Source organism: Halosimplex rubrum (assembly GCF_013415885.1).
Classification (GTDB): domain Archaea; phylum Halobacteriota; class Halobacteria; order Halobacteriales; family Haloarculaceae; genus Halosimplex; species Halosimplex rubrum.
Window position 1 is genome coordinate 2,364,466 of sequence record NZ_CP058910.1, and the last position, 25,396, is coordinate 2,389,861.

Here is a 25,396-nt window from a genome sequence, read left to right on the forward strand (position 1 = left end):
TCAGTCCACGGGTCGGGGCGCGACTCTCCGGCTGCGAGCCGTCGACCCCGTCTCTTGCCGGGGCGTCGGCGAGAGCCCACCGGCGAAAGAGACGGTTCTCAGTCGTCGCCGTGGACCTGGTCGCGGATATCCTCGGGGACGGAGGGGTCGCGCAGCGTGGTGGTGTTCCCGAGTTCGTCGCCGTTGGAGATGTTCTCCAGCAGGCGGCGCATGATCTTGCCCGAGCGGGTCTTCGGGAGGTCCTCGACGAAGACGACGCGGTCGGGGCGGGCGAACTTACCGATCTCGTCCTCGACCGCCTCGATGATGCGGTCGCGGACCTCCTCGTTGCTGGCGGAGACGCCCTCGCGGACGACGACGTACACGTCGGGCACCTCGCCCTTCTCGTCGTGGTCGCGGGCGGCGACCGCGGCCTCGGCCACGTCCTGAACCTCGGAGACCGCGGATTCGAGTTCCATCGTCCCGAGGCGGTGCCCGGCGACGTTCATCACGTCGTCGAGGCGGCCCAGCACGCGGAAGTAGCCGTCGTCCTCGTGGACGGCGCCGTCGCCGGCCTTGTACACCCAGTCCTCGGGGTCGTCGCTGTCGGTGTCGGAGAAGTCCTGCCAGTACTCCTCGATGAACCGCTCGTCGTTGCCGTAGACGGTCTGGAGCATCCCCGGCCAGGGCTTCTCGATGACGAGGTTCCCCGCCTTGCCGGTGGCGGGTTCCATGGGTTCGCCGCCGTCGTCGTACAGAGCCGGCTGGATCCCCGGCGCCGGCAGACCGGCCGACCCGGGCTTCATGTCCTTGAGCGCGGGGAGGTTCGTGATGAGGTGGCCGCCGGTCTCGGTCTGCCACCACGTGTCGACGATGACGGCGTCCTCGTCGCCGATGTGCTTGTAGTACCACAGCCACGCCTCGGGCTGGATTGGTTCCCCGACGGTGGTCATGTGGCGGAAGTCGAAGTCGTACTCGTCGACGTGCTCGGCGCCCCACTTCATGAACATGCGGACGGCGGTCGGGGAGGTGTGGAAGATGTCCACGTCGTAGCGCTCGGCGATCTCCCAGATGCGGCCCTTGTGTGGGTGGTCGGGCGTGTCCTCGTACATCACCGACGTGGTCCCGAGCGCGAGCGGGCCGTAGACGATGTAGGAGTGGCCGGTGATCCACCCGATGTCGGCGGCACACCAGTAGGTGTCCTCGGGCTCGATGTCGAGGACGTACTTGCTGGTGGCGGTGACGTAGGACATGTAGCCGCCGGTGCGGTGCTGGCAGCCCTTGGGCTGGCCGGTCGTCCCGGAGGTGTACATGAGGAACAGGGGGTCCTCGGCGTCGCGGGAGACGGGGTCGACGCGGGCGCGCTCGTTGTCGGCCAGCAGGTCGTCCGCGAGGACGTAGGGGTCGTCGCCGTCGATCTCGACGTCCTCGTGGAGTTCGTCGTGGCGGGTCCAGAGGACGACGCTGTCCACGTCGGACTCGGCGAGTTCGAGCGCCTCGTCGCATTTTTCCTTGTGGTTGAGGAACTCGCCGCGGCGGTAGTAGCCGTCGCAGGTGACGACCACGTCGGAGTCGGCGTCGTCGATGCGGTCGGCCAGCGCCTGGGCGGAGAAGCCGGCGAACACCTCCGAGTGGGGCGCGCCGATGCGGGCGCAGGCCAGCATCGTGACCGGCAGCGCCGGCAGCATCGGGAGGTGACAGGTGACGACATCGTCCTCCTCGACGCCCACGTCGCGCAGCGACGCGGCGGCCGCGTTGACGCGGTTGTACAGGTCCTGGTAGGTGATCGTCTCGCGTTCCTCGCTGTCGGTGCCTTCCCAGATGAACGCCGCCTGATTCTTGCGCTCGTCGAGGTGGCGGTCGATGCAGTTGTACGAGGCGTTGAGTTGGCCGCCGGAGAACCACTCGTAGAACGGTGGGTTCGAGTCGTCGAGCACCTCGTCCCAGTGTTCGTCCCAGTCGAGGAGTTCGGCGTACTCCTCGAAGGCCTCGGGGTAGTTCTCGTCGAAGCGGTCGTAGATGTCGGGGTCGCTGACGTTGGCCTGGCCGACGAACTCCGTCGGCGGCCGGAAGTACTCCTGTTCGGTCAGCCGCGATTCGAGGGGGGAACCCTCCTCGGACATGGTTATCGACCCCTCCGTGTGACCCGTCGCGACCGGTGGCAGTCACGCTGTGACATGGTTCACTTTCGATATCACCCAGGAGACTCTTAAGCCAACCGTCTAACTGTCTATGACGACCCGTGACACGGGGCCAGCGGACCGCCCGACGGGTCGGTGACGTTCGCGGCCCGTGTCGTCCGGCCGACCTGTCACTCGTCGTCGAAGAAGGCGGTGAGCAGTTTCTGCTGGGCCTTCCGGAGGTGGTTGTGGAGCGTCGGCGAGGAGACGCCGATGGAGTCGGCGAGTTCCTCGGCGGTCGACCCGCGGGGCCACTCGAAATAGCCCGCCAGATACGCGGCCCGCAGGACCGACTGCTGTTTGTCGGTCAGGTCGTCCTCCAGCGAGCGGCGGAAGCCGTCGGTCGTCTGGACGGGCCGCTCGACCTCGTGTTTCGAGAACAGCGTCGACTCGGAGAAGGCCGACTGGAAGCCGTTGAAGACGGTCCGAACGTCCGTCTCGGTGGTGAACTCGGCGGTGACGCGCTGGGCGCCGTCCTCGACAGTGAACTCGGTGACGTGACCGCCCAGTTCCGTCAGCGTCGTCGCGGGCTCCTCGCCGGCGACGACGAACTCGACGAGGTAGCGCTCGCCGTAGTCGCGGATCAGCCGGGCGTTCTCGATGCCGTCGGCGTCGGCCGCGAAGTCGACGACCGCCTCGGGAGAGGCGCCACGCATCGTCACGAAGTACAGCAGGCTCCCGCCCTCGCCGGGGACGAGCCCCTGGAGCTCGAACGCCGCGTCGAGGGCCCGGCTGGCCCCGACGAAGAAGGCGCGGTCGCTCTCGACGCGGAACTCCAGCTCGGTGACGCTGTCGGCCAGCAGGAGGTTCCGCCGCTTGATGTCGGTGATCGCCTGGCCGACCTGCCAGCCGACGCTGCCCAGCAGCTCGCGCTCGTCGCTCCCGAAGGCGTCCTCGTCGGTCGCGCCCAGCGCGAGCAGCCCGTGGGTCGTGTCGCCGTAGGTGATCGGGACGACGGCGACGGCGTCGACGCTCGGCCCGTCGCCGTCCGTCTCGATCGGGCGAAGCGGCGCCTCGCGTTCGCCGGTCGGGAGCGTGCGGACTTCGCCCGGCTGGTCGGCGGCGACGCCGTGGACGTCCACGTCGTCGGTCGCGGTCTCGGCCAGCGTCTCCGCGGTCGCCTCGTCGATCCCGGTCCAGGCCGTCGAGACGACGCCCCGGTCGCCGGTCGCCGAGCCGACCCACGCGAACTCGTAGCTGTCGGTCGCGGCCAGCCGGTCGCAGACCCGCGAGGCGACCTCCGTCCGCTTCGAGGCCGCCGCGAGCACCGCCGCGACCGCTCCGAGCGCCCCGATCGTGTCCGCCACGCGGGCGGGGACCGACCCACCGGCCGGTGTCGTCCCGGTCCCGTCGGCGCCCGCGGGAGCGGACCCGTCCGCACCGTCGTCCACGGCGAGGTCGCCGCGCCCGTTCGAACCCGCCGACGCGTTCGGACCGTCGGAGGTCGGGCGCCGGCCGTTCGCGTCCGCGCGTTCGGCCGGTTCACCGACGCGCTCGGCGCTCGCCTCGCGCTCGACGAAGACGGCGATGCGGCGGCCTCGCCGCGCCGAGTCGCCGTTCAGCGGCGCCGCGACCCGGACGACCGGTACCGGGTCGCCGTCCGGACCGGCCAACCGAACTCGCGTCGGACCGCTCGACCCCGCCGGGGGGTGAGCGTCGCCGTGATAGAGCGCGGTGGCGGGGCCGCCGACCAGGTCGTCGCCCGACCGCTCGGTCAGCGCCGCGAGGCCGTCGTTGGCGAACGCGACGGCGCCGTCGGCGTCGGTGACGACGACGGGGAGGTCGGCGCTCGCGAGCGCGCGTCCGAGGTCCGCCGGCGCCCACTCGGCGGTCGGGCCACCCAGCCCCGCCCGTTCGAACGCGTCCAGGACGGTCTCGATCCCGACCGGGTCGAGGTGCCGGCAGAGCGCGTCCAGCCCGTCCCAGGGACCGATCGCGAGGACGACCCGCGGGTCGAGGCCCGCCTCGTGGACGAGCCGGCGGGCGTAGTACCCCCGGAGGTCGGTCGAGGAGACGGTCCGCAGCCGGTCGTCGCCGCTCCGCTCGGCCGCCCGCTCGCCGACCTCCCCGACGACCATCTGGATCCGCCGCGGCGTCACGGCGACGACCCGCTCGTCGCCGCCGATCCCCCGCTCGTTCACGTACCGCTCGACGGCCGAGCGCACGTCCGCCGGGACGTAGGCGTCCCTGACGGCGTCGCCCTCGTCGTCCACGACCGTCAGGAGGTGGTGGGTCCCCGCGCGCGTCGACACCGCCCGGAAGTCGTCGGGGCGGACCCGCGCCACTTCCGTCGGGCTGAGGCCGACCTCGCCGCAGAGACGGACCACGACCGACTCCCGGTAGGTCGTCGCCGCCCGCCGCAGCCGCTCGTAGGCCGCGGTCGGCAGCGGTTCGGCGGCGGCGTCGGTTTCCCTGGCACGCTGTCCCATGATGTGCGTTTCGCGGAAACGGCCGCTTGCGAAATAAAAGTTCGCCAGTGTGGCGGTTCAGTATCGGATTCGATAGCAAACAGTCGCCAGTCAGCGCCTTCGGAGCGTTGAGCGGTTTCGCGGACGATACGTGCGGCGAAACAGACGGGGATCGGCGGGGCGCTCACTCGCGGTCGAGCGCGGAGCGGATCTCGCCGACGATCTCGGGGTTGCGGAGCGCGCTGGTGTCGCCGAGTTCGTCGTCGTCGGCGATGTCCTTGAGCAGGCGGCGCATCAGCTTGCCCGAGCGGGTCTTCGGGAGTTCGGGGGTAAACACGAACGTCTCGGGGACTGCGAAGGCCCCGATCGAGCGCTCGACGTTGTCGGTGATGCGCTCGCGCAGGTCCCGTTCGGCCTCGTGGCTGTCGTCGGTGCTGACGAACGCGAAGATGGAGCTGTCGCTGCCGTCGCGCACGTCGACGATTGCCGCCTCGGCGACGCCGGGCACGTCGGCGATGGCGCGTTCGAGTTCGGTCGTCCCGAGGCGGTGGTTGCCGACGGTGACGGTGTCGTCGATGCGGCCGAGGACGGTGACGTAGCCGTCGTCGTCGATGCGAGCGATGTCCTCGGTGGCGTAGCGCCACTCGTCGGCCCGGTCGTCGCCGTCCAGGCTCAGGGGCATGCCGGGCCAGGGCTTCGTGACGGCGAGGCGTCCGCCCTCCGCCGCCGTCGTCTCCTCGCCGTTCGGGCCGACCACCGCCACGTCGATGCCCGGCAGCGGCGGTCCGGTCGAACCCGGCTTCATCCGGTCGACCCCGGGAAGCGTCGACAGCAGGATGGCCCCGGTCTCGGTCTGCCACCACGTGTCGACGATGGGGCACTCCCCGCCGCCGACGTGTTCGTAGTACCACCACCAGGCGCTGGGGTTGAGCGGTTCGCCGACCGACCCGAGCAGGCGCAGGCTCGACAGGTCGTGCGAGTCGGGGTGCTCGGCGCCCCACTTCATGAACGCGCGGATGGCCGTCGGCGCCGTGTAGAACACGTCGACGGCGTTGCGCTCGATGAGCTCCCACACGCGGTCCTTCTCGGGGTGGTCGGGCGTCCCCTCGTAGAGCATCGTCGTCGTCCCCAGCGAGAGGGGGCCGTACACGAGATAGGTGTGGCCGGTGATCCACCCGATGTCGGCCGAACACCAGTAGGTGTCCGCGGGTTCGAGGTCGAGCACGGCGTGGCTCGTCCACGTCGCGTGGGCGAGATAGCCGCCCGTCGTGTGGCGCACCTCCGTCGGCTCGCCGGTCGTCCCCGAGGTGTAGATGAGAAAGAGCGGGTCGTTGGCGGCCCGGGGGACGGGCTCGACCTCGGCGCCGCGGTGGGCGGCCAGCAGGTCGTCGTAGGCGCGGTCCGCCTCGCCCAGCTGGACGCTCTCGTCGTCCAGTCGCTCGACGACGACGGTCTCGGTCACCTCGTGGGGGACCGACAGGCAGGCGTTGTCGGCCTTGTTCTTCTGGTGGATGGCGTTGCCCCGCCGGTAGTAGCCGTCGCAGGTGACCAGATACTCGGAGTCGGCCCGCTCCATGCGCTCGGCCAGCGCCGCCGCGGAGAAGCCGGCGAACACGACGTTGTGCGGCGCGCCGATGCGGGCGCAGGCCAGCATCGCGATCGGCAACTCGGGGATCGCCGGCATGTACAGCGTCACCACGTCGCCCTCGCCGATACCCAGCGACCGGAGGGCGGCGGCGAACTCGTTGACCTCGTGATAGAGGTCGAGGTAGGTGTAGGTCCGTCGCTCGCCGCGCTTGCCGATCCACTTGATCGCCGCCTGGGTCTTGCGGTCGTCGAGGTGGCGGTCGACGCAGTCGACCGAGGCGTTCAGCTCCCCGCCCGGGAACCACCGGCGGTCGCCGCCCGCCGCCTCGAACGTCGTCTCCGGCGGCTCGCTCCAGTCGAGCATCTCGCCGGCCCGCGCCCAGCAGTCGGGCCATTCGCCCTCCAACGCCGCCGCGTCCGCCGCCGAGACGTTGGCCTGCTCGGCGAACGCCGCCGACGGGTCGACCCCGTCCCGGTCGCGCGGGTTGGTCTCGACGACCGACTCGTCGTCCATCCCGTGTGACTGGCGCGGGCAACGACATAAATGATCCGTGCGCTCTCGCCGGACCGCCCGTTCTCGGCCTCGCCGCCGTCGCTCGACCGGTGCGAGCCGCCGGCCCGGTCGCACCTCTACGGTCCGCGTTCGTCCCGGCTCGTCCGCCGCGAGTCGCGGGGGTCCCACGCCTGGCTCCCGCCGTCCACCGGGTTTTCGCGGCCGGAACAAAGACCCGATCTTCCCGTTCAGATGGCCGAGAGAGGGGGATTCCGTTATTCGAATCGATAATTCATGCCGTATATTTATGTAGGAAATCGTCGTTGGCACGGACAGATGACCGAGCGCTCACAGGAGTCGATACTCCGTCGCCTCCGGGACCGGGTCGGCGGCGGGAGCGACGAGCCGCGGGCCGAGCCGGACGGCGGAGCGACGCTCGAGGGCGACGGAGACGGGTCGCTCGGACGGCGATACGACCCCGACCTCGACGCCCTCGACGAGGTGTACGGCGGGACCGGACCGACCGCGGTCGGCCACCGTCACGTCCGCGACCTCTTCGAGGTGGATGGCGACGCCGTCGACGAACTCGTCGGCGAGTACCGGACCGCCGGTATCGACGCGCGGTCGTTCGGGGAGAGCCAGCGCGTCGTGACGGACGCGCTCGTCGACGCCGTCTTCGACCGGCTCCGGGCGGACCTCGACGGGGACGCGGCGGCCGCCGTCGACGACGCCCGCGAGGAACTGCGGGACGGCCTCGACCGGGCGACGGACGTGTTCGCCGCCGGTGCCGGGGCCTACGAGCGGCGGGCGGCGGAGGGAGCCGACGCGACCGAGTCGGGGTCGGATCCGGGCCCCGCGCCCGACGGGGCGCCCGGCGCGGACTCGCTGGACTACCACGACGTGCTCCACCACGTCGGGACGCCGCTCTTTGTCCTCGACGCCGAGGGGGAGATCCTGACGTGGAACGCCCAGCTCGAACGGTTGACCGGCGTGCCCGAGGCCGAGGCCCAGTCGATGGAGATGGCGAGCGTGGCCTTCTACCCGGACGGTCGACGGGGGAAGACGCTGGCCGACAAGGTGATCGACGCGCCCGAGCGGACCGACGAGGTCTACGACGTGCCGAGGGTCGACGAGGCCTCCTTTACCCTCTACCGGGACACGAGCGTGATGCAGGACCAGCACGGCGAGGAGGTCCACATCTCCTTCTCGGCGGCGCCGATCTACGAGGACGGCGAGCTGATCGCGGTCGTGGAGATGGTCCAGGACCGCACCGCCGACGTGCTCCGCCACGAGCGCACCTCCGATCTGGTGGGCGAGCTGGAGGAGACGATGCGGGCCATCCAGGACGGGAACCTGGACGCCCGCGCGTCGTTCGACAACGCCGAGGGTCACGTCGACGCGTCGCTGCTGAACGTCGTCGACGAGCTCAACGAGATGGCGAGCGCGCTCGCGGACCTGATCGAGCGGGTCGACGGCAACGCCGGGGACCTGGCGGCGGCCACCGACGAGTCCGCCGCCGCGGCCGACGAGATCGAGTCGGCCGTCACCGAGCAGAACCGGATCCTCGCCGAGGCGGCCGAGGACGTGCAGGACGTCAGCGCGACGATGGAGGAGATCGCGGCCACCTCCAACCAGGTGTCGGCGGCCGCCGACCGCGCCCGCGACTCCGTCGAGGCGGGCGAGCGGGCCGGCGAGACGGCCAGGGCCGTCACGGACGACCTCACCGACAGCAGCGACGATCTGGTCGACAGCGTCACCGAGCTCGAACAGCGCATGGACGAGGTCAACGAGGTCATCGAGATCATCGCCGACGTGGCCGAACAGACGAACATGCTCGCCCTGAACGCCAACATCGAGGCGGCTCGGGCCGGCGAGTCCGGCGAGGGCTTCGCCGTCGTCGCCGACGAGGTGAAGACGCTCGCCGCCGAGACGGGCGAGTACGCCGACGAGATCTCCCGCACCGTCGCGGAGATCCAGTCCCAGGCGACCGAGACCGTCGAGAGCGTCCGGGCGTCGAACGCCCAGATCCGGGAAGCCGAACGGGGGATCGCCGAGGCGCTCGACGCGCTCGACGAGATCGCCGACGCCGTCGACGAGACCGCCGACGGCATCGAGGAGGTCGCCGACGCCAACGACAGCCAGGCCGACGCCATCGAGGGCGTCACGACCACCATCGAGGAGGCCCGCAGCCACGCCGAGGACGCCGAGGCCGCGGCCCGCCGCATCGTCGAGACGACCGACTCCCAGACCCGGTCGGTCCGGGAACTCGTCGACAGCGTCGACCGGCTCCACAGCGCCGACGACCGCCGCTGAGGCGCCCGCTCGACCCGATTCTCCGGCGACTCTCCGGTCACGTCGGCAAAAAGTGATGTTCAGTCCGTGCTGTGACGACCGCTCAGTCTCCGCCGTACAGCGCCGCGGCGCGCTCGCCGAGCGGTCCCGGTCGCTGTCGTCCGGTCACGGCGTCCAGCAGTTCGCCGTCGGCGAAGAAGGCGACCGCGGGCGCGGCGTTGACCTCGTTCTCGCGGCAGAACTCCGGACAGGCCTCGCCGTCGAGTCCGGCGACGGCGGCGTCGTCGGGCAGCGCCGCGAGTATCCCGTCGAGCTCCGACTTCGTCGCCTCGCAGGGCTCGCAGCGGCGCTTCCAGACGGTCACGACCGCGCGGTCGTGCTCGGCGACGAACTCGCGCCAGGTGTCGTCGTCGAGTTCGTCGAGCGCCTCCGGTACCGGCGACTCCGGCCCGACTTCGACGACGATCCCGGCCATCTCGGTGCGCTCGGCGACGCCGTAGCCGTCGAGGTGGGCCGACAGCGCGAGGTAGGTCGCGAACTCCTCGCGACTGATCCCGAGGTCGTCGACGCGGTCGGCGGCCGCCTCGGCCGAGGGGAGGTCGAACGCGTCGGCGACCGACTCGTGGAACTCCGCCTCGCTCAGGTCCAGGTACGTGTCGAGGTAGACGTGCCGGCGGTGCTCGAAGTCCTCCGTGGTGGTTATCCCGTCGGTCGATTCGTCGTGGTCGAGGACGCCCTCGGCGACGAGTCGGTCGATGTGGGCGTCGACGGTCGACTCGTCCATCGCGGGCGCGTCGGTCGACTCGTCGGGTGCTCCTGCCATCGTTAGACCCCCAGGTACCGCTCGCGCGTCTCGTCGTCCTCGCGCAGTTCGTCGGCGGTGCCCTCGAAGACGACGCCGCCCTGGTCGACGACGTAACACCGGTCGGCGATCTTCATCGCCGCGACGGCGTTCTGCTCGACCAGCAGGACGGTCGTCCCCTCCTCGCGGATCCGCTCGATGGCGCCCTCGACGGTCTCGATGATCTGCGGGGCCAACCCCTCGTAGGGCTCGTCGAGCATCAGCAGGTCGGTGCTCTGCTTGAGCGCCCGCGCGATGGCGAGCATCTGCTGTTCGCCGCCCGAGAGGGTGCCGGCGAGCTGGTTCTGGCGCTCGGCCAGCCGGGGGAAGTCCTCCAGGATCTGCTCGATAGACTGGCCCTCGTGTTCGAACTGCAGGTCGCGGCCGACCGTGTTCGAGCGGTTCTGGACCACGTCGGCCAGATGGAGGTTCTCCTCGACGGTGAGGTTGCCGAACACCCGCCGCTCCTCGGGAACGTGCGAGATACCGAGCACGGAGATGTCTTCGGTCTCCATGTCGGTGATATCTCGACCCTTGTACGTGACCGTCCCCTCGCGGACTTCCGGGGGGCGGGCGCCGGCGATGCTGCGGAGCGTCGTCGTCTTGCCGGCGCCGTTGCGGCCCAGCAGCGCGCAGATCTCGCCCTCCTCGACGCGCATGGACACGTCGCGGAGGATGTGAGACTGGCCGTAGTAGCTCTCGACGCCGTCGATTTCGAGCAGGCTCACAGCTCGACACCTCCCAGATACGCCTCCTGGACGCTCGGGTCGCCCTGCACCTCGTCGGGTGTCCCCTCGGCGATGATCGACCCGCGATTCAGCACGGCGATGCGGTCGGAGACGCTGAAGACGATCTCCATGTCGTGTTCGACCAGCAGGATGGTCAGGTCGAGCTCCTCCTGGAGGTCCTCTATCAGTTCGACGGTCGCCTGGGTCTCCTCGGGGGACATCCCCGCCGTGGGTTCGTCCATCAGGAGTAGGGAGGGCTCGCTCGCCAGGGCGATGCCGATCTCCAGGCGCCGCTTGTCCCCGTAGGGCAGGTCCGCCGCGCGGGTGTCGCGCTGGTCGCGCAGGCCGACGGCTTCGAGGGTGTCGAGGGTCCGTTGCTCGACCTCCGGGTAGCTGTTCCGGTGGACGAGGAAGTTCAAGCGGAACGAGCCGTGTTCGGCGCCCAACGAAGCGATGTTGGCGTTCTCCTCGACGGAGAGTTCGGGGAAGATAGAGGCCGTCTGGAAGGACTTGCCGATCCCCCGCTGGACGACCTCGTGGGGTTCCAGGTCGACGATGGACTCGCCCTCGAAGCGGATGTCCCCCTCGGTCTCCTCGAGCATCCGGGTGATGAGGTTGATCAGCGTCGACTTGCCGGCGCCGTTGGGGCCGATGAGCGAGACCAGTTCGCCGCGCTCGATGGAGAGGTTCACGTCGTCGGTGGCCGTGAGGCCGCCGAACTCCTTGACGAGCCCGTCGGTCTCGAGGATAGCGCTCATCGGTCGTCACCCCCCAGCGCATCGGCGACGCGCTCGCGGATCCACCCGAGCCCGCCCCAGATGCCGTCGGGCAATACGACGACGACGGCGACGAACACGAGCCCGAGGATCATGTGCCAGAAGTCGCCGATCCCCGGCATCCCGCTGACGATGTTCGCGACGTACATGTAGACGCCGGCGCCGAGCAGCGGGCCGAACAGCGAGCCGACGCCGCCCAGCACCGTCATGATGACGACCTCGCCGCTGATCGTCCAGTTGAGCGTGTTCTCGATCGGGACGAACGACCGCTGGACGACGTAGAGGCTGCCGGCGACGCCGGCGAACGCCCCCGAGATGACGAAGGCCATCAGCTTGTAGCGCCAGACGTTCAGGCCGACGAACTCCGCGCGCTGTTCGTTCTCGCGGATCGCCCGCAGGACGACGCCGTACGGGGAGTTGAGGATGCGGTTGGCGACGACGACCGCCAGGACCGTGGCGAGGCCGACGAAGACGTACATCCAGGTCCCGACCAGCGCGTCGGGGACGACCGCGACCTCCGCACCGAGGGGCAGAAAGCCCAGCAGCGGGTCGACCGCGACCTCGTTGAACCCGTTCTCGCCGCCGGTGAGCCACCCGAGCGGCGACAGGAAGACGTAGTAGATCATCTGTCCGAACGCCAGCGTGAGGATGGCGAAGTAGATGCCGCCCCTGCGCAGGGAGATCCAGCCGATGACCCACGCGAACAGGACCGCCGTGGTCGTCCCCACGAGGATCATCGCGATGGGACTGCCGGTCACGTTCGCGCTGAGGATGCCCGCCGCGTAGGCGGCCGTCCCCCAGAAGATCGCGTGGCCGAACGACAGCAGGCCCGTAAAGCCCAGCAGGAGGTCGTAGCCGACCGCGAAGATCCCCCAGATGAGCGCCAGCGTGACCAGGCTCCGGTACCAGATGTACTGGGTCGGTACCCCGAGCATCTCGGGGACGACGACCAGGGCCAGCGGCGCGAGGAAGACGGCGAGGAACGTGATGACGGCCGTCGTCACCTCGCGCTCGCGGACGGCGTTCCAGCGGTCGTACAGCGAGGGCGAGCGGTCGACGTCGGCCGGTTCGCCCGCCTCGGCGGAGTTGACCTCGTCGCTCATGCCGACACCTCCTCGGATCCGAGCAGCCCCTGGGGCCGCGTGAGCAGGACGACGACCGCGAGCGCGTAGATACCCACCTGCGCCCAGGGGGTGAAGTTGACCTGGAACCCGCCGACCCCGAGCGTCCCGAGCGAGATGAGCGTCACCTGTACCATGCCGATGAGCGTCCCGCCCAGCACGGCGCCGCGGATCGAGCCGACGCCGCCGATGACGACGGTGAGAAAGGCGGGGACGAGGATCGTCATCCCGATCTCCGGGTTGATGTTCTGCAGCGGGCCGCCGACGACGCCGGCGATGCCGGCCAGCGCCGCGCCGATGCCGAACATCACGAGGTACGGGCGCGTGATCTTGATACCGAGCAGGCGGACCATCTCGGGGTCGCGCGTCCCGGCCTTGACGACGAGGCCGAAGTCGGTGTACTCGACGATGGCGTAGACGGCGATCACCAGTGCCGCCGTGATGGCGATGACCCAGAGCCGCCAGACGTTGATCGTCACGTCCGACAGCGGGACGCCGATCGGCCCCGTCATCGGCAGGAGGCCGAACGCGGAGGTCGGCACCTCGTAGCCGTAGGTCCGGGGGCCGATCAGCGCGTGGATGACCTCCTGGACGACGATGGCCAGCCCGAAGGTGACGAGGATCTGGTCGGTGTCGGGCCGGTCGTAGAACGGTCGCGCGACGAACCGCTCCATGGCGAGGCCGACGACGAAGACGAACACGGGGACGATGACGAGCGCGGCGAAAAAGCCCCACTCCAGTCCCAGCGTGGGATACCCCCACTCGGCGAGCTTCCCGTTCGATATCGAGATCTCCTGTGTGATGAGCAAGCCGGCGTAGGCGCCGACGACGAACAGGGCGCCGTGGGCGAAGTTGACGAACTTGAGCGTCCCGAGGATGATCGACAGCCCGATCGCCAGCAGGACGTAGATGGCGCCGGTCTGGAGGCCGTTGACGAGCAAGACGATCAGGTCGCCGACGACGCTCACTCGCCGGTCACCTCGGTTGGGACCGGCCGTTCGGGGCGCCGTTGGTCTCCGCTCGGCGCCCGACGGCGGTGGCGGTCGGTGTTTTGGGTGTGATTGTCACTCATTCTGTGTAGAGGGTCCGGGAATCACGTACATAACTGTAGGGCCTAGTCGCGCGGGGGCTCACTCCTCGTCGCCGTAGTCGCCGAGTTCGCACTCCGCGGCGGGGCCCTCGTCGCAGCCGTAGCCCACGTCCTCGCGCGGGGTGATGTCGACGATCTCGAAGAACTGGCCGTCGCCCTGTTCGGACTCGGGGAGTCCGCGGACGACCGGGATCGCCCGCTGGGCCTGGTGGTCGCAGGCGCGCATCGTCTCCTCGTTCATGCCGATGTTGTCGTACTCGTACCCTTCGAGCTCGCGGATGACCTCCGGCGGGTAGAACGTGCCCGCCCGTTCGACGGCGGCGGCGTACTGGAGCGTCCCGGAGTAGGCGAGCTGTGCCGGTCCCGAGGGGACCCGGCCGTCGTACTCCTCGCCGAAGAACTCCGTGAAGGTGTTCGAGGGCTCGTTGTCGATCTGGGAGTCCCACGCGATGGTCCCGAAGATCCCGCCGATCGCGTTGCTCGCGGCCTCGGCCATCGGCCGGTTGTACAGCGGCATCACGATCTCCATGTCCTCGTCGATACCGGCGTCGATGGCGTCGGTCAGCGAGTTCGCCCCGTCGAGGCCGTAGTGGTCGAGGAACAGCACGTCCGCCCCGGAACTCTGGGCCTCCGAGAGGTACGACGAGAAGTCGCTGGTGTCCAGCGGCGTCGCGACGCTGTCGACCTCCTCCCAGCCGGCGTCCTCGAGGAACATCCGCATCGACGACTGGACCGTCTGGCCCCACGAGTAGTCCGCGTACAGCTGGTAGAACGTCAGGTCGTCGCCGTACTCGTCGGTGAGGACCGGCGTCAGCGCCTGGCCGGTCATGTAGGCGTTGAACATCTCCCGGAAGCTGTAGCGGACGCAGTCCCCGCCGGTCGTGTCGTCCGAGTGGGTGAGACAGCAGGTGAACATCACCTTCTCGCGCTGGGCGAGCCCCTGCTGGGCGATGGCGACCGCCGAGGAGGAGCCGCCCGCGAACATGATAACGCCGTCGCGGTCGATCATCCGGGAGGCCGACTGCTCGGCGGTCGAGGCGTCGGTCGCGGTGTCGCCCTCGACGTAGTCGATCTCGTAGCCGAGGACGCCGTCGCCCGACAGGTCGTCCCACTCGTCGACCCAGCCGCCGCCGTTGTTGAGGTGGTCGACCGCGAGCTCGTAGGCGCGCAGTTCGTCCTCCCCTTCCGAGGAGTACGGTCCCGACGTGGGGACGTTGAACCCGAACGTCGCGGTGTCGCCCTCGATCGGGAAGTTCCCGAGCGAGGGGTAGTCGGTACCGTCACCGCCACCGCCGTCGCCGCCGTCGCCGCCTTCGGTACACCCCGCCAGCCCGGTGAGACCGACGGCACCCGCCGCGCCCGCTCGTTTCATCAACCCACGCCGCGACACTGTACTGTCATCGTGTGACATGCTCTATCAGGGGATGACCTCCCTCATAATAGTTGTGCATAATTATAAAAAGTGACAGGCGAACGGCGTTCGGTTCGCCGTGTTCGGACCGATCGATACCTTCGTGGGAAAGTGTACCGACGGCGCCGCTGGCCGGTGTCTCGAACCGGATCCGTCGCCGCCGAGGAAGGCGTCCCGGGGTCGTCCCGCCCGGTCCGTCGCGGGTGCAGACGGCGAGCCGGGCGGTACGTTTATCAGTCGCCCGCCGGAGCCACCGGTAGGACGCGGTTCCCGCCGTCCACCCTCCACGCATGTCCGCCATCGAGATATCGAACCTGACCAAGCGATTCGGTGACGTGACCGCCCTCGACGACCTGTCCTTCTCGGTCCCGGAGGGCGAGATATTCGGCTTTCTCGGCCCGAACGGCGCCGGCAAGTCGACGACGATCAACATCCTGCTCGGGTTCACCCAGCCCTCCGCCGGGTCGACCCGCGTGTTCGGCCACGACGCCCGGGCCGAGAGCAAGGCGATCCGCCAGCGCACCGGCGCCCTGCTGGAGGGCTACGGCGTCTACGAGCGGATCACCGCCCGCGAACACGTCGAGCGGGCCATCCGCGCGAAGGGCGCCGACGACGACCCCGACGCGGTCCTCGAACGCGTCGGCATCCCCGAGGCCGCCGACCGGAAGGCCGGCGGCTTCTCGAAGGGGATGCGCCAGCGGATGGCCATCGGCATGGCGCTGGTCGGCGACCCCGACCTGCTCGTGCTCGACGAGCCGTCGACGGGACTGGACCCCAACGGCACCCGCGAGCTGCGCGACGTGATCCGCGAGGAGAACAGACGGGGCGCGACCGTCTTCTTCTCCAGCCACCTCATCGACCAGGTCGAGGCCGTCTGCGACCGCGTCGGCATCCTCAAGGACGGGAAGATGGTCACCGAGGGCAGCGTCGCCGACCTCCGAGCGCAACTGGACGCCGCGACCGTCACCGTCACCGTCGAGCGGGCGGCCCCCGAGTCGCTGCTCTCCGAGATCCGCGGGATCGACGGCGTCGAGGAGGTCGAGGCGACCGACAACCAGGTCCTCGTCTCGGCCCGGGGCGGCGACGCGAAGCTCCGGGCGCTCAACGCGGTAGAGCGGGCCGGCGTCGGCTTCGCGGACTTCACCACCGACGACCCCTCGCTGGAGGAGATATTCGAGGTGGCGACGCTCGGCCCGCGGGAGGGCCGGGGGGACGGAAACCGGGACAGGGCCGAGGCGCCCGCGGAGGGAGAGGCATGACCTGGCGAACCGTCATGAACGACGACCTGCTGGGCGTCCGCCGGTCGCGGTTGGGCCAGGGCGTCGCGGCGACGATGTTCGCGTTCACCGCCGGTATCGCCATCCTCGTCGCGCTGGCGCACGTCTCGTCGCCGGGCGGCCAGGCGCCGACGTTCGACACCATCATGCTACTCGTCGGCAGCATCCTCTCGGTGATCCTCCCGTTCATCGCGATGCTCGGCAGCTACGGGGCGATCATCCAGGAACGCGAGAGCGGGTCGGTCCGCTTTCTCCTCGGCCTGCCGAACTCCCGGTTCGACGCCTACCTGGGGAAGTACCTGAGTCGGTCGGTGCTGCTCTCGGCCGCGACGGCGCTCGGCCTCCTCGTCGTCGGCGCCGTCGGCTTCGGGGTCCTCCGCGAACCCGACGCCGTCGCCTTCCTCCTGTTCGTCGTCGCGACGCTGGCCTTTGGACTGCTGTTCGTCGGCGTCGGCCTCGCGCTCTCGGCGGTGCTGGACTCCGAGACGCAGGTCACGACCGGGATCATCAGCACCTACGTCCTCTTCCGCGGCCTGTGGCCCGTCATGCAGTGGGGCGGTCTCTACCTCACCCGCCCCGACGGCGAGCTGGGCCTTCGGCCGTACCCCGAGTGGTACTTCTACCTCGGCCGGCTCGACCCGCTGAACGCCTACGTGAAGGTCGTGAACGTGCTGTTCAACGAGAACCTGTTCCACCCGCTGATCACCAACCCGCAGGGCGCCGAGGTCGACTACCTCGCCGTCTCGGAGTGGTACGCCGTCGCCGCGCTGGCCGTCTGGCTGGTCGTCGTCCCCGTCGTCGGCTATCTGCTGTTCGTGAACAAGGACGTGCTGTAGGGGACCCGACCACCCGATCGCCGCCCGAGCGGTCCGGTCAGGCGACGCCGATCGACTCCCGGTAGCTCCCGTGGTGGCGCTCGAAGCGATCCATGATCTCGCCCATCGTCGCGTAGACCTCGACCGCGTCGACGAGAGCGGGCATGACGTTCTCGTCGCTCTCGATGGCGTCGTCCAGCGCCGCGAGCGCGTCCTCGACCGCTTCGTCGTCGCGCTCGGCTTTCACTTCGGCGAGCCGCTCGCGCTGTCGCTCCTGGACTTCCTCGTCGACCCTGAGGGTCTCCGGTTCGGTGTCCTCCGCGACCGTGTAGGCGTTGACGCCGACGACGACCTCCGCCTCGGTCTCGACGCGCTCCTGGTACTCGTAGGCCGCGTCCCCGATCTCCCGGTGGAAGTACCCCTCGTCGATACCCGTCAGGACGCCCTCCCGCATCGACCCGTCGCCCATCTCCCTGATCGCCTCGATGTACTCCATGGCCTCGGCCTCGACCTCGTCGGTCAGCGCCTCGACGGCGAAGCTGCCGCCCAGCGGGTCGACGATGTCGGCGGCGCCCGACTCCTCGGCGATGATCTGCTGGGTGCGCAGGGCGACCCGCACCGCGTCCTCGCTGGGCAGCGCCAGCGCCTCGTCGAAGCTGTTGGTGTGGAGGCTCTGGGTCCCGCCCAGCACGCCCGCCAGCGCCTGGATCGTCACCCGGACGACGTTGTTCAGCGGCTGCTGGGCGGTCAGCGACTGCCCCGCCGTCTGGGTGTGGAACTTCATCGCCTTGCTGGCGTCGGCCTCGGCGCCGTACCACTCCGCCAGCAGGTTCGCCCAGATCCGTCGGCCGGCGCGGAACTTCGCGACCTCCTCGAAGATGGAGTTGTGGGAGTTGAAGAAAAAGGAGAGCTGGGGGGCGAACTCGTCGACGGCCAGCCCGCGCTCGCGGCAGGCCTCGACGTAGGCCAGCCCGTCGGCCAGCGTGAAGGCCAGTTCCTGAATCGCCGTCGATCCGGCCTCGCGGATGTGATAGCCCGAGACCGAGATCGGTTTGAACTTCGGCGTCTCCTCGACGGCGAACTCGACGGTGTCGACGACGATATCCAGCGAGGGACGGGGCGGGACGACCCACTCCTTCTGGGCGATGAACTCCTTGAGCATGTCGTTCTGGAGGGTGCCGCGGATCTCCTCGCGGGGGACGCCCTGCTGGTCGGCGATGGCGACGTACATCGCGTAGATCACCGGTGCGCTGGGGTTGATCGTGAACGAGGTGGAGACCTCCCCCACGTCGATGCCGTCGAAGATGATCTCCATGTCCCGCAGCGTGTCGACGGCGACGCCCTCCCGGCCGACCTCGCCGTCGCTCATCGGGTCGTCCGAGTCGAGCCCCATCAGCGACGGCATGTCGAAGGCCGTCGACAGGCCGGTCTGGCCCTCCTCGATGAGATAGTGAAACCGCTCGTTGGTCTCGCTCGGCGTCCCGAAGCCGGCGAACTGCCGCATCGTCCACGTGCGCCCGCGGTACATCGTCGGGTAGACGCCGCGAGTGTAGGGCGGCTCGCCCGGGAACCCCAGGTCCGCCTCGTAGTCCAGGTCCGCCACGTCCTCGGGGGTGTAGAGGCGGTCGACCTCGTGGTTCGACACCGTCGCGAACCGCTCGGCGCGCTCGCCGTAGCCGTCGAGGGCGGGTTCGAGTCGCTCGGCTTCCCACTCCTCGCGGGACTCTCGGATCGCGGCGAGGTCCTCGTCGTCGAACATGCTCGCAAATATTGCCGGAGTGCGCATAAGGGTTCGGGCGACGGCGACCCCGCGGTCGTGCGCTCGAATCGTCGGCGGCGCTCAGTAGTGACCCATCAGCCCCTGCTGGCGGGCGCGCGGCGGAGTGACGACGGCGCGAAAACGGCGCCGACCCGCTCAGTCCTGCAGTCGCTTGGTCTTCTGGACGAGCGGGTGGTGGGCGTAGTCGACGACCTCGATGTCGTCGATCGAGTACAGATCCTCTTTCTCGGCGGTCTTGGCCATCCCCAGGTCCACCGGTTCGGAGAGGACGATGACGTAGGCGTCCATCTCCTCGATGCCGAGGCGCGCGGCGGCCTTGACGCGGTGGTGGCCGTCGGCCAGCAGCAGGTCGCCGTCGTTGTCGATGACGACGAGCGGTTCGGCCAGTCCGCGGTCGAGTTCGTACCGCCGCCCCTCCAGTTCGTCGGCGTACACCTTCGATTGGGTCGGCGTCAACTCGGCGAGCGCCACGTCACGACGTTCCTGGGAGACGGCGACGCCGTGGATGTTCTCCAGGGTCTGCATCAGGTTGTCGACCTTCCCCGGGGTCGCCCGCTCGATCTGCGAGCGGATCACGTCGGCGTTGGAGATGATGCCGACGAGGTTGCCCGCGTCGTCGACGACGGGGAGCTTCTGGATGCCCGACCGGAGGATGACGCGGGCGGCGTCGTCGATGTCCATCTCGGGGTGAGCCACCAGCAGGTCGTCGCTCATCACCTTGAAGATGGGCTCGTGGTCCGGCTGTTGCAGCAGGTCCCGGGCGCTGACGAACCCCTCGACGTGGCGACCGTCGGTGACCGGGAACCCGCTGTGTTCCGTGCTCCCGGCGATGCGCGCGGCCACGTCGCCGACCGTATCGTCCGGCGACACGGTTTCGACTTCGCGAGTCATGTAGTCTTTCACCGTCAGTGCTCCCTCCTCGACCATTGCACGGGAATCGGCGTCCGTCGCTCAAAAACACACCGGCTCCGGCCCGGTGTCGGCGCCGCCAGCCGTCGGCGCTCGACCCGCCCTCAGCGCCGGCCGTCGTCGCCGGTCGTACCCTCGTCGGTCGCGTCCCCGTCGTCCGGGCCGCCGTCCTCGGGGTCTCCGACCCGGTCGTCCCGGGCCGCGGCGCCGGCGATGCGGTCGAGCGACAGCGGCTCGTCCGGACTGGTGCCGTGGTAGTCGTCGGGGTAGACGCCCGTCAGGACCCGGTGACTCCGCGAGCCCATGGCGTCGAGGAAGCGGTCGGTGACGATCGCCGAGAGGATCTCCGACAGCGACTCGTCGTCGGCGTCGATAGCGTCCAGCAACCCCAGCGAGATCTGCGCGCCAGCCATGTCGGCGTGGCCGCCGGCGCTGCCGATCTGCCCGAAGGCGTCCCGGAGCGTCTCGCCCAGGTCGAGGTCGGTCCCTCGCGCCCGCGCCGAGACGTAGATGGTGCCGTCCATGATCCCGTAGACGAGCGTCGTCGTCACGTCCTCGAGGTCGAGCAGGCGGTCGGCCGCCTGCGCGAGCGCGTCGCGGTCCGTCAGCTCCCCGACGCCCGACAGCAGCGCCGGCCCGTGGCGTTCCCGGTCGCGGATCGCCCGTGCGATGGTGTCCAGCGTGTCCGCGCTCATGCTCGGCGACTCGATGCGGTCGAGCGTCCCCGCGTCGGCGTGAGGGACCAGATACGCCGTCGCCTCGAAGTCCGCGACGCTCACCTCGCGCGTGTACTCGTCGGTGTCGACCCGGATCCCGAACAGCAGCCCCGTCGCCACCTCTCGGCTGGGCGTGATGTCGAGTTTGCGGAGGTAGTCGACCAGCAGCGTGCTCGTCGCACCCACCTCGCTGCGCAGGTCGACGAACCGCGCCTCGACGGGGTATCGGGGCGGGTGGTGGTCGATCACGACATCGACCGGCGTGTCCTCGGCCAGCCCGTCGTTGACGCCCGGCCGCGAGTGGTCGACCAGCGCGACGCCGCCGTACTCCGACAGCTCCGCGCCCGGTTCGAGTCGCCGCAGGTCGAACTCCAGCAGGTTGACGAACGCGCGGTTCTCCTGGTGGGTGATACTCCCGAAGTAACACACGTCGGCTTCGACGCCGGTCGCCGCCGCGACCCGCGCCAGCGCGACCGCGCTGGCGATGGCGTCCGGGTCGGGGTTGTCGTGCGTGACGATCGCGAGCCGTCCCTCGACATCACGGAGCGTCGCCGTCAGCTTCCGCGTCCGGAGGCCGTCGTCGCCGATCCGTTCGTCCAGCCAGTCGGTCGCGGCGGCCCGCGCGTCGACCAGTTCGTCGGCGGCCGCCGCCAGCGCCGCCCGCTGGTCGTCGGTCGACTCGGCGGGCGCGTACGCCAGCACGAACGCCCCGGGGTAGACCGACGCCACCGCCTCCGCGGCCGCCAGGTTCGTCGCGGCGTCGGCCGTCGCCACGGCGACCGTGTCCGGCCTCTCGCGTTCTCGAAGCGTGGCCTCGTCGGTCGGGTCGCCCACCTCGGCGACGACGCCCTCCTCGCGCAGCGTCCGGACCGCGTTCTCGTCGTCGGCCAGCACCGCCAGCCGGCCGCACCGCTCGCGCAGCTCCGTGACGAGCGACCCCGCCAGCGATCCGGTCCCCAGCACCAGGCGGGCGGTCATACCGTCTCCTCGGGGAACGGCGCGTAAAAATCCACCCCTACTGTCCGTTCGTTCGCCGGTCACCTCGTGGCCCCGCGACGCGCGGGCACTACCGGACGGCCGAACCGATCGGAACGGTCGCGATCAGTCCTGTGCCCACTCGATCGCCGTCTCGAGGTCGCTGAATGCGTCGACTTCCGCACCGGGCACGTCCACGTTCGCCGTCACCGCCATGGCCGTGGTGCCCCCGGAGACGAACCCGATCCGGTCGACGCCGGTGTACTCGCCGTTGGTCGACCACTCCCGACCCATGTACTCCTGTGTATCTCCTGCGAGGTTCGTCTCGTCGCCGAAGACCGCGATCGTCGCGTCGATGTCCGCGCGCGCGCCGCGTTCGCGGTAGTGTGTGCTTGCGGCTTCGAGGTCCTCGTCCGCGAATCCGCGCCAGCCGTCCATGAACCAGATTCCGACGCTGTCGACCTGTTCGAACTCCCACTCGTAGTCGGTCGGGTCCGGAACCGAATCAGTTGTGTTCGACATATCTCACCCGACGGACGGTGTAAAAATAGCAGGTGTCCCTAACTGCGTAGGTGTCGGTCGCGACTGGCCAGCCACCGACTTACTTCAGACGTTCCTGGAGAAAGGAGGGATGGGCGGCGGTGACGCCCTCGATGTCCTTGATCGTCGACTCGATCACGTCGCCGACGGCGTCGCCGTCCGGGGCGCGCACCTCGGCCATCAGCATGTGGTCGCCGCTGGAGGTGTACAGCTTCTCGATCTCCGGGATCCCCTTCAACTCGCGGACGGCCTCGACGTAGCGACCGCTGTCGACGTCCATGCCGACGAGAGCGATCGACTGGCCGGGCAGCTTCTTCGGGTCCACGTCGGCGGAGTAACCGACGATGACCTCCTCGTCCTCGAGGCGCTGGATGTACTTGCGGACGGTCGGCTTGGACACCTCGACCCGGTCCGCGATCTCGGCGTAGGAGGCCTGGGCGTCCTCCTCCAGCACGGAGAGGATGCGTTCCTCCGTCGATTCGGCGCTCATACTCCGTAATTTGCTACCGCGCGAAAAATATCTTCCGAAACCACAAACGCGTCGCGAACGGGTCGGAACGGCCGCCGCGCGCCCCTAGAGACCGGCTACCGGCGCGGTGAGCCGGTACTTACGTGTGTTTGTCGATGAGCTGCTCGGCGCAGCGCTCCCACTCGGCGTCCTCGTCGTAGTAGCGCTCGGCGAGCGGTTCCTCGGGCATCTCGCCGGTCGAGCGCTTCTCCTGGCCGTAGGAGGGACGGTCGTCCTTGTAGAAGCGACCGGTCAGCACCTCGCCCTCGTAGAGCTTCGACTCGACCTCGTACATCATCTCCCCGGCCTCCTGGCGGTTCGTCACGTCGAAGTCGTAGTCGTCGGAGTCCTGCACGTCCGTGTAGGGGACGTACTGGCGCGCGTCCTTGTTCCAGGTCGGACACTGCGTGAGGAAGTCGATGTGGGCGAACCCGTCGTGTTCGACCGCCTCGGCGATAATTTCGGCGGCCTGATTGGGGTTGACCGCCGCCGTGCGGGCGACGTAGGACGCGCCCGACGCCAGCGACAGCGAGAGCGGCCGGACGGGGTCCTTGGCCGACCCGCTGGGCTGGGTCTTGGACTTGTGACCTTTCGGGCTCGTCGGCGAGGTCTGGCCCTTCGTGAGGCCGAAGATCTCGTTGTTGAACACGATGTAGGTCATGTCGTGGTTCTCGCGGGCGGTGTGCATGAAGTGGTTCCCGCCGATCCCGTAGCCGTCGCCGTCGCCGCCCGCCGCGACGACCTCGACGCCCGGGTTGGCGAGCTTGGCCGCCCGCGCCACGGGCAGCGAGCGCCCGTGGATGGTGTGGAAGCCGTAGCTCTCGAAGTAGCTGTTCAGCTTGCCCGAACAGCCGATGCCGGTACACAGCAGGACCTCGTCGGGGTTCTTCCCGAGGTTGGCCATCGCCTTCTTGAGGGCGTTGTTCACCGCGAAGTCGCCACAGCCCGGACACCACGTCGGCTGGGGCTCGATCCCGGGTGTGAACTCGTCTTCCTCCGCTTCTTCCGGATCGCCGATCGCGCTGAATGCACTCATTGGTTAGTCACCTGCCGCTGGGACGTACTTCATGTTGTTCACGGCCAGCTCCTCGCCGTCGATGCTGGACTCGAAGCCCTCGACGATCTCGGCCGGTTCGAACGGGTTCCCGTTGTACTTCAGCAGGCTGGAGAGCTTCGGCCCGAAGCGACCGAGTTCCTTCTGGGTGAGCCCGCGGAACTGCGCGGTCGCGTTCATCTCGACGACGAGACACTCCTCGACGGATTCGAGGAACTCGCTGACCTCGGCCTCGGGGTAGGGCATCAGGTCGCTGACGCCGATGGCCTTGACCGAGCGGCCCGCGTCGTTGAGCCGGTCGACGGCCTCGAAGACCGTCCCCTGGTGGCTCCCCCAGCACATGATCCCGTACTCGGCCTCGTCGGGACCGTGGTGGGTCTGGTTGCCCTTCGCGTCCAGTTCCTCGCGGATGCTCTCGAGCTTGCCGAGCCGCCGGTCCATCTGCAGGACGCGATTCGTGGGGTCCTCGCTGATGTGGCCGGCCTCGTTGTGCTCGTTGCCGGTCGCGAGGAAACGGCCGCCCTTCTGGCCGGGCACCGAGCGGGGGCTGACGCCCTCCTTGCCGTCGTCGGCGTCGTACTGGAAGCGCTTGAACTTGCCCGCGTGGTGTTCGGCGGCCTCGGCGATCTCCTCCTCGGAGACGACCGAGCCGGGGTCGCCGTCGGCCTCGCGGTCGAAGAAGCTCGCGTCGACGTTCCGGAGCTCGCCCTGGAGCTTCTGGTCGTAGACGAGGATCGCCGGGATCTGGTAGTCGTAGGCCAGCTCGAAGGCGGTCCGGATCTGCTCGTAACACTCCTGCTGGTCGCCCGGCGCGAAGACGACGCGACTGGAGTCGCCCTGGCTCGTGTAGAGGACGTGTTCGAGGTCGGCCTGCTCGGGCTTGGTCGGCATCCCGGTCGAGGGGCCGGCGCGCATCGCCTCGACGAGCACGACCGGCGTCTCGGACATCTCCGCGAGCCCGAGCGGTTCGCTCATCAGGGCGAAGCCGCCGCCCGACGACCCGGACATCGACTTGACGCCAGCGTGACTGGCGCCGAGCGCCAGCGACGCGGCTGCGATCTCGTCCTCGACCTGCTCGGAGATCCCGCCGAACTTCGGCAGGTTCTGGGACATGATCGTGAACACGTCCGTCCACGGGGTCATCGGGTAGCCGGCGATGAACCGACAGCCGGCGTCGAGCGCCCCGTAGGCGATGGCGTCGCTACCCGAGACCAGCGCCTGGGCCTCCTCGGGCTCGCCGTGGTCGGGCATCTCCAGGTCGTGGGTCTGGTCGAACTCCTGGGCCCGCTCGAAGCCGTCCTGGATGACCGCGAGGTTGGCTTCGAGGATGTCGTCGTTCCACATCTCGTCCATGATCCCCTCGTACTCGGAGGTGTCCATGTCGAGCAGCGCGGCGGTGACGCCGATCCCGGCGTTGTTGCGCATGATCTCGCGGCCGTGTTCCTTCGCGATGCCGCGCAGATCGACCGGGTAGACGTGCCAGCCGTTCTCCTCGGCGCGCTCCTCCAGATTGATCTCCGCGACCTGCTCGTCGTCGATGAGCCCCGAGTCGTAGACGATGATGCCGCCCTCGCGGAGGTCGTCCAGGTTCTCCGAGAGCGGTTTCAGTTCCTCGTTGCCGTAGTAGGCCTCTTCCGAGGGGTTCCGCGCGAAACTGTCGCCGAGCGCGAGGAGGAAGTTGTACCCGTCCCCGCGCGAGGCCGCCCCGTCGGGCGCCGCTCGTACCTCCACGTACGTGTGGCCGCCCCGAATCCGGGACGGGTAGTGTCGGTGTGTGAATACGTCGAGCCCCGATCGCATGAGGGCCTTGGCGAAGTACCGACTGTTGCTGTCGATACCGTCGCCGGAACCACCCGCGATCCGCCATATTAGTTCCTGATCTGTCATGGATACATCGATCGGCCCCGATTCGGGTG

General features: G+C 69.2%; 19 protein-coding genes. 3 read left to right on the forward strand and 16 right to left on the reverse strand.

What is annotated here, in order from left to right; genetic code table 11:
• Positions 1-98 precede the first annotated feature (98 nt).
• The 3 genes from acs to HZS55_RS11750 all read right to left on the reverse strand — a co-directional run bounded on the left by acs (position 99) and on the right by HZS55_RS11750 (position 6,668).
• Positions 99-2,102 carry an acetate--CoA ligase gene (gene acs, locus HZS55_RS11740; RefSeq protein ID WP_179907851.1) on the reverse strand — a complete coding sequence of 668 codons (2,004 nt, stop codon included), beginning with the start codon at positions 2,100-2,102 and terminating at the stop codon, positions 99-101.
• A 188-nt stretch (positions 2,103-2,290) separates the two neighbouring features.
• A complete protein-coding gene (locus HZS55_RS11745) occupies positions 2,291-4,588 on the reverse strand; it encodes a bacterio-opsin activator domain-containing protein (RefSeq protein WP_179907852.1) in 2,298 nt (765 codons plus the stop codon).
• Between the two features lie 163 nt (positions 4,589-4,751).
• A complete protein-coding gene (locus HZS55_RS11750) occupies positions 4,752-6,668 on the reverse strand; it encodes an acetate--CoA ligase (protein ID WP_179907853.1) in 1,917 nt (638 codons plus the stop codon).
• Positions 6,669-6,983: 315 nt separating this feature from the next.
• Between HZS55_RS11750 and HZS55_RS11755 the strand changes: the two genes are divergently transcribed.
• Entirely contained in the window at positions 6,984-8,960 is a 1,977-nt protein-coding gene (locus tag HZS55_RS11755) for a methyl-accepting chemotaxis protein (RefSeq protein WP_179907854.1), read from the forward strand.
• An 82-nt stretch (positions 8,961-9,042) separates the two neighbouring features.
• Here HZS55_RS11755 and HZS55_RS11760 read toward each other — a convergent pair whose 3' ends face one another.
• The 6 genes from HZS55_RS11760 to HZS55_RS11785 form a co-directional block, all read right to left on the reverse strand.
• Positions 9,043-9,762, reverse strand: a complete 720-nt coding sequence (locus tag HZS55_RS11760; protein WP_246308248.1) for a thioredoxin family protein — start codon at positions 9,760-9,762, stop codon at positions 9,043-9,045.
• Positions 9,763-9,764: 2 nt separating this feature from the next.
• Positions 9,765-10,508 (reverse strand): ABC transporter ATP-binding protein, encoded by a 744-nt coding sequence (locus HZS55_RS11765; RefSeq protein WP_179907855.1) that lies wholly within the window; start codon positions 10,506-10,508, stop codon positions 9,765-9,767.
• Positions 10,505-11,266, reverse strand: coding sequence for an ABC transporter ATP-binding protein (locus HZS55_RS11770; RefSeq protein ID WP_179907856.1), 762 nt, complete (start codon positions 11,264-11,266; stop codon positions 10,505-10,507). Before HZS55_RS11770 ends, HZS55_RS11765 begins: the two co-directional genes overlap by 4 nt.
• Positions 11,263-12,387: a branched-chain amino acid ABC transporter permease gene (locus tag HZS55_RS11775; protein WP_179907857.1), complete on the reverse strand. Its 1,125-nt coding sequence runs from the start codon at positions 12,385-12,387 to the stop codon at positions 11,263-11,265. The genes HZS55_RS11770 and HZS55_RS11775 overlap by 4 nt, the downstream gene beginning before the upstream one ends.
• Complete coding sequence (locus tag HZS55_RS11780) at positions 12,384-13,373, reverse strand: branched-chain amino acid ABC transporter permease (protein WP_179907858.1); 990 nt, start codon at positions 13,371-13,373, stop codon at positions 12,384-12,386. Before HZS55_RS11780 ends, HZS55_RS11775 begins: the two co-directional genes overlap by 4 nt.
• 162 nt (positions 13,374-13,535) lie before the next feature.
• Positions 13,536-14,867: a substrate-binding protein gene (locus HZS55_RS11785; protein WP_394353566.1), complete on the reverse strand. Its 1,332-nt coding sequence runs from the start codon at positions 14,865-14,867 to the stop codon at positions 13,536-13,538.
• Between the two features lie 329 nt (positions 14,868-15,196).
• Between HZS55_RS11785 and HZS55_RS11790 the strand changes: the two genes are divergently transcribed.
• Positions 15,197-16,165, forward strand: coding sequence for an ABC transporter ATP-binding protein (locus HZS55_RS11790; RefSeq protein WP_179907860.1), 969 nt, complete (start codon positions 15,197-15,199; stop codon positions 16,163-16,165).
• Complete coding sequence (locus tag HZS55_RS11795; RefSeq protein WP_179907861.1) at positions 16,162-17,019, forward strand: ABC transporter permease; 858 nt, start codon at positions 16,162-16,164, stop codon at positions 17,017-17,019. The genes HZS55_RS11790 and HZS55_RS11795 overlap by 4 nt, the downstream gene beginning before the upstream one ends.
• A 37-nt stretch (positions 17,020-17,056) precedes the next feature.
• Here HZS55_RS11795 and HZS55_RS11800 read toward each other — a convergent pair whose 3' ends face one another.
• The 7 genes from HZS55_RS11800 to HZS55_RS11830 form a co-directional block, all read right to left on the reverse strand.
• On the reverse strand, positions 17,057-18,757 hold the full coding sequence (locus HZS55_RS11800; protein ID WP_179907862.1) for an acyl-CoA mutase large subunit family protein: 1,701 nt from the start codon (positions 18,755-18,757) through the stop codon (positions 17,057-17,059).
• A gap of 156 nt (positions 18,758-18,913) precedes the next feature.
• Positions 18,914-19,705 carry a CBS pair associated ParBc domain-containing protein gene (locus HZS55_RS11805; protein ID WP_179907863.1) on the reverse strand — a complete coding sequence of 264 codons (792 nt, stop codon included), beginning with the start codon at positions 19,703-19,705 and terminating at the stop codon, positions 18,914-18,916.
• Positions 19,706-19,791: 86 nt separating this feature from the next.
• A complete protein-coding gene (locus tag HZS55_RS11810; protein WP_179907864.1) occupies positions 19,792-21,381 on the reverse strand; it encodes a DHH family phosphoesterase in 1,590 nt (529 codons plus the stop codon).
• A gap of 123 nt (positions 21,382-21,504) precedes the next feature.
• Positions 21,505-21,900 carry a hypothetical protein gene (locus HZS55_RS11815; protein ID WP_179907865.1) on the reverse strand — a complete coding sequence of 132 codons (396 nt, stop codon included), beginning with the start codon at positions 21,898-21,900 and terminating at the stop codon, positions 21,505-21,507.
• A gap of 79 nt (positions 21,901-21,979) precedes the next feature.
• Positions 21,980-22,408 carry an HTH-type transcriptional regulator LrpA1 gene (gene lrpA1, locus HZS55_RS11820; protein WP_179907866.1) on the reverse strand — a complete coding sequence of 143 codons (429 nt, stop codon included), beginning with the start codon at positions 22,406-22,408 and terminating at the stop codon, positions 21,980-21,982.
• A gap of 118 nt (positions 22,409-22,526) precedes the next feature.
• The gene (locus HZS55_RS11825; RefSeq protein ID WP_179907867.1) at positions 22,527-23,462 is read right to left on the reverse strand and encodes a thiamine pyrophosphate-dependent enzyme; all 936 of its coding nucleotides are present in this window, start codon (positions 23,460-23,462) and stop codon (positions 22,527-22,529) included.
• 3 nt (positions 23,463-23,465) lie between these two features.
• A complete protein-coding gene (locus HZS55_RS11830) occupies positions 23,466-25,367 on the reverse strand; it encodes a 2-oxoacid:acceptor oxidoreductase subunit alpha (protein ID WP_179907868.1) in 1,902 nt (633 codons plus the stop codon).
• Positions 25,368-25,396 lie beyond the last annotated feature (29 nt).